The organism is Vreelandella olivaria, from assembly GCF_023507745.1.
In the GTDB taxonomy this organism is placed as follows: Bacteria; Pseudomonadota; Gammaproteobacteria; order Pseudomonadales; family Halomonadaceae; genus Vreelandella; species Vreelandella olivaria_A.
Window position 1 is genome coordinate 1 of record NZ_JALPZO010000150.1, and the last position, 3,996, is coordinate 3,996.

Genomic DNA, 3,996 nt, shown 5'->3' on the forward strand with positions numbered 1-3,996 from the left:
TTTTCAATGGCGTACAGTTTTTTATCTGAAGTCCAAGCGCGTTATCAAAATGCATAACCAGGCAAAGCACGCGGATGTCAAAAGCTACGCTGCGCTCCACTTTTGTCACCGGTGTTTGCGGCGTTAGCACTCTGGCTCTTGATTTGAATAAGGTGATGTAAATGGATTGGGTATCTGAAATTATCTGGCCTTTGTTGATTGCGTTTATGTCGGTTATATTTCGCAAGCCAATTGAGGTTTTGTTCGGGCGTCTAGTCCGGTTCAAGTACAAGGAACTATCTCTCGAGTTTGAGTCGCCACTTCAATTTGCAGGAAGTAGTAGTGATCACTTCATGCGCTATTGGTCTACGGCGGGGGAGAGTAGCAATCTGGATGCTATAGCTAATTTAGCTGCACTGCATGATTTGGGAAAACACAACCATGTATTTCAGAGCCATTTGCAAAAGCGCTAACAAAGCCAATCAGCATCGCGCACTTCGTGCGCTGGACCTCGCTACGCTCGGCCGCTGTTGGCGGCGTTATATCGCAATGAGTTCTTTGGCATTTTCGATGTTTTAGCTACAAAAGATTATAGGTATTTTGTGACACGTGACCTGGATGAAAATATTCTAGCGTTTCCAATCAACATTGGGGCCGCACTAAAGCATCTCCGTCAAGATATGAGGGATGATTGGTTCTATGATGCTGTGCGGTATGAAGATCTTCTATCAAATGGCAAGAACCTTCACGAGATTCTTTCACAAAATCTTGAGATAAATCATGGTGAATATAAGTCTGGCCATAAGGCTATATATGATGTTCCCAAGAGAGCGCTAGGGCTACGGTATACATTGGAATTGGACTTTTATGACAGGTTCCTATACCAAGCGATTTGTAGCTACCTAATTCCATATTTCGATCCGCTTTTATCAAATCGTGTATTTAGTCATCGATACAACAAGTATGGTAAAGAGAAGTATCTTTTTAAGCATCGAATTGAACTGTGGAATTCGTTCGAGAACATTAGCCATCTTGCGTTAGTCGATGATAAAACCCTTTTGGTAACTGATCTTCTCAATTATTTTGAGCAAATATCAATAGATGCTATTGAGAATGCTTTTGTTGAAATGATATCCGAAATTCAAGCAAGTGGGTCAGATAAAAACAAAATACGAAGCGCAGTAAACACGTTGAGGGTATTGCTTGAAAAGTGGTGTTACAGTGAGAGGCATGGTTTACCACAAAATCGCGATGCATCTTCATTTATTGCGAATGTGGTACTTGATGCGGTTGATAAAAGTATGGTTGCAAAGGGGTATGATTACTTTCGCTATGTCGATGATATTAGAATCATATGCTCTGACGAACATCAAGCTAAAAGAGCGCTTAATGATCTAATTTTTGAATTAAGAAAGCTTGGTCTAAATATAAACTCAAAGAAAACTGTAATTCTTGATAAGAATAGTGAAAATATCCAAGAGTTCTTTCCAAGTTCAGATGACACTATGACTCTTATAGATACCATGTGGAGGTCTAAGAGTAGGAAAGTGATCGCTCGGTCGATACCGGTGTTATTTGAGTTTCTACAGAAACAATTAGATGAGGGAGAAACACAGAGTCGCCCTTTTCGTTACTGCATAAATCGATTTAAAACATTGATTTATTCAAACCTTTTTGACTCTAAATCAATTTTGGCCAGTGAGATTGCAGATACCCTCATTCGAGAATTTGATAGGCAGCCAGTGTCTACTGATCAGTTTTGTAAGTTGTTGATGGATTTGGATTTATCTAATGCTCAAAATCAATCAATTGCAGATTTCATAATGAATAAAGATATCGCCATACATGGTTGGCAAAATTATCACCTTATTTTACTTCTGGCATATAAGAAATTCAAAGCTGCTGACCTAGTGGAATACTGTAAAGCTCTAATTAGACAAGATGTTCATTGCCCCGAGGTCCCTGCGTGTTTTATATACCTTGCATCTATCGGGCTTGAAAGTGCAGTTGAAGAATTCATTGAGGATTTTAAGGAAACTTGGCCTTATCAGCACCAGAGATACTTTTTAATTGCGCTTCAGAATACACCAAAGGAAAAACTGAAGCCCATGTTCGGTAAGGTCGGATATCGTCTGCGGGGGACTGTGACTAGACTGCAGGGGAATAAAAGTTTTCAAGGAGATACGGTGTATTTAAGGGATTTCAATACGACACTTATCGATGAAATATATGATGAGATATCTCCGTATGAGTAAGGGAAGGACTGTATATTTCACGTACCAGAAAGATTTTTCTGAAAGTGGCAGGGATCGATATTTTATATATGATGGTGAAGCTTTCACCGAAGTTTCTTCAGAAAATGTTGTTGCACTTAATTGTTTCGTTGTGACTCATGATTTCTGGTTGATTTCGAGCTCGTTATTTAAAAAGCATAATAGCTTGCCCTCAAAAGTTATAGATGTTGTTCTACTGTCAAAGATAGCGATTGGAGTTAAATCGGTAGACGGAGATGTTCAGCCGTGGGATGTATCCAAAACTATTAAACCACTATTTCAGGTTGGTGATGACTTTGATAGTTATATGGATATGTATTATCGGCGCAAAGAGTTGGTTTATGACGTATACATGCTTTTTTCTCACAAGCTTGCTGAATACTTCGAAAAATTATCAATCTTGGCGTTAAATTCAGGAGAAATGGAAAGATTTTATAGTTTGGAGCTGCCTGTTTTTAACAAGCTAACGTTTTCAGCTTGCAGAGGTATTCGAGTAGACAATAGTGTTGTTAGAGAACACAAAGACAATCTTAAATTGGATTTCTATCGGCAGCTTAAGTTGTTCGCTGATAAGCATAAAGTGCTTTACGAAATTCCCAGCGAAGGGGATGTCAGGGAGAAATTGTTCAAGCTAGGATATAACGTTCAGGACTATAGCCTTGAGTTTTTGCTTGATTTTTTGCCTTCGCATGATGGCTACTCCGATGACCTACGAAGCCTTCGGAAGACGAATAAAACATATAGGATATTTAATTCAATTTCGTCTGGTTCTAATCGACTGAGACCGATAGTTGAATCTCACTGGACTTCAACATCAAGAATATACCATAAGTCGCCAAACCTTCAGAACATATCCAAAAAATATCGGAACATTTTTATCCCTGATGAAGGGATGTCTCTTTGTTACGTGGATTATGACCAGTTTGAAGTTGGCATTATAGCAGCTATTTCATCTGATCCAAAAATGAAGTATATATATGAAAATGGAGACGCCTATAACGATTTTTCTGTTCGCGTATTTAATGATGAAGGAATGAGGAAAACGGCTAAAATATTGTTTCTTTCTTATGTGTATGGAATGTCCCTCGAAAACATTGCCAGCGCTGTTAACGGGTTGGGAGGGAATCAAAAAAATGCTCGCGAGTATTTTTCTGGTTTTTCTGTGTTTGAGGCTTGGAAAGAATCGGTAAATAATGAGTTCTTGAAAAATGGCAGGGTTTCGACTATCGCCGCTAATTATTTAAATAGATACTCAGATTCTGAGTTAACTGACAAGGAGAAAAGGATCTCCGTCAATCATGTTATTCAAGGTACTGCCACATATATTTTTAAGAGAGCGCTGTTAGAACTTTCTGAGCTTGAAGGAGTTCAAATACTAATACCAATGCATGATGCTGCTTTATTTCAGCATACAAACCAAGTAGAACCTCATTCAGTGGTTAAAATCTTTGAAGATGTAATGACTAGGGAGCTGTCCGGAAAGGTAGTCGGCAAGGCGTCTATTGAACCATTTTATAAGATAAGTAATTAAGCACATGCAAGTCGAGAGACGATATAACAAGGCGCTGCTGCCGGACAAATTTTCCGCTGCGCTCCATATTTGCCGCAGAGCGCGGCGTTGAGCCTGTAGAAAAACCCCGCTGACGGCTAAGTTTTGGTAGGATCGAGAAAACAGACGAGGAGTGGTCAGCATGCCGCGCTTCAAGGCTTATAACTACGATCAGAACGCCATGGTGATGATCAA

At 39.4% G+C, this 3,996-nt stretch carries 4 protein-coding genes; 3 read left to right on the forward strand and 1 reads right to left on the reverse strand.

Annotated features, from left to right (window positions below; genetic code table 11):
- The first annotated feature begins 161 nt into the window (after nt 1-161).
- From HP566_RS18145 to HP566_RS18155, 3 genes are all read left to right on the forward strand, one after another.
- Nucleotides 162-452, forward strand: a complete 291-nt coding sequence (locus HP566_RS18145; RefSeq protein WP_249978725.1) for a hypothetical protein — start codon at nt 162-164, stop codon at nt 450-452.
- Nucleotides 453-581: 129 nt separating this feature from the next.
- A complete protein-coding gene (locus tag HP566_RS18150) occupies nt 582-2,234 on the forward strand; it encodes an RNA-directed DNA polymerase (protein WP_249978726.1) in 1,653 nt (550 codons plus the stop codon).
- Complete coding sequence (locus HP566_RS18155; protein WP_249978727.1) at nt 2,227-3,783, forward strand: DNA polymerase; 1,557 nt, start codon at nt 2,227-2,229, stop codon at nt 3,781-3,783. Before HP566_RS18150 ends, HP566_RS18155 begins: the two co-directional genes overlap by 8 nt.
- Here the strand turns inward: HP566_RS18155 and HP566_RS18160 are convergent.
- On the reverse strand, nt 3,752-3,996 hold a 245-nt coding region (locus tag HP566_RS18160), incomplete at its 5' end, for a hypothetical protein (RefSeq protein ID WP_249978728.1). The two genes, HP566_RS18155 and HP566_RS18160, sit on opposite strands and share 32 nt — an antisense overlap.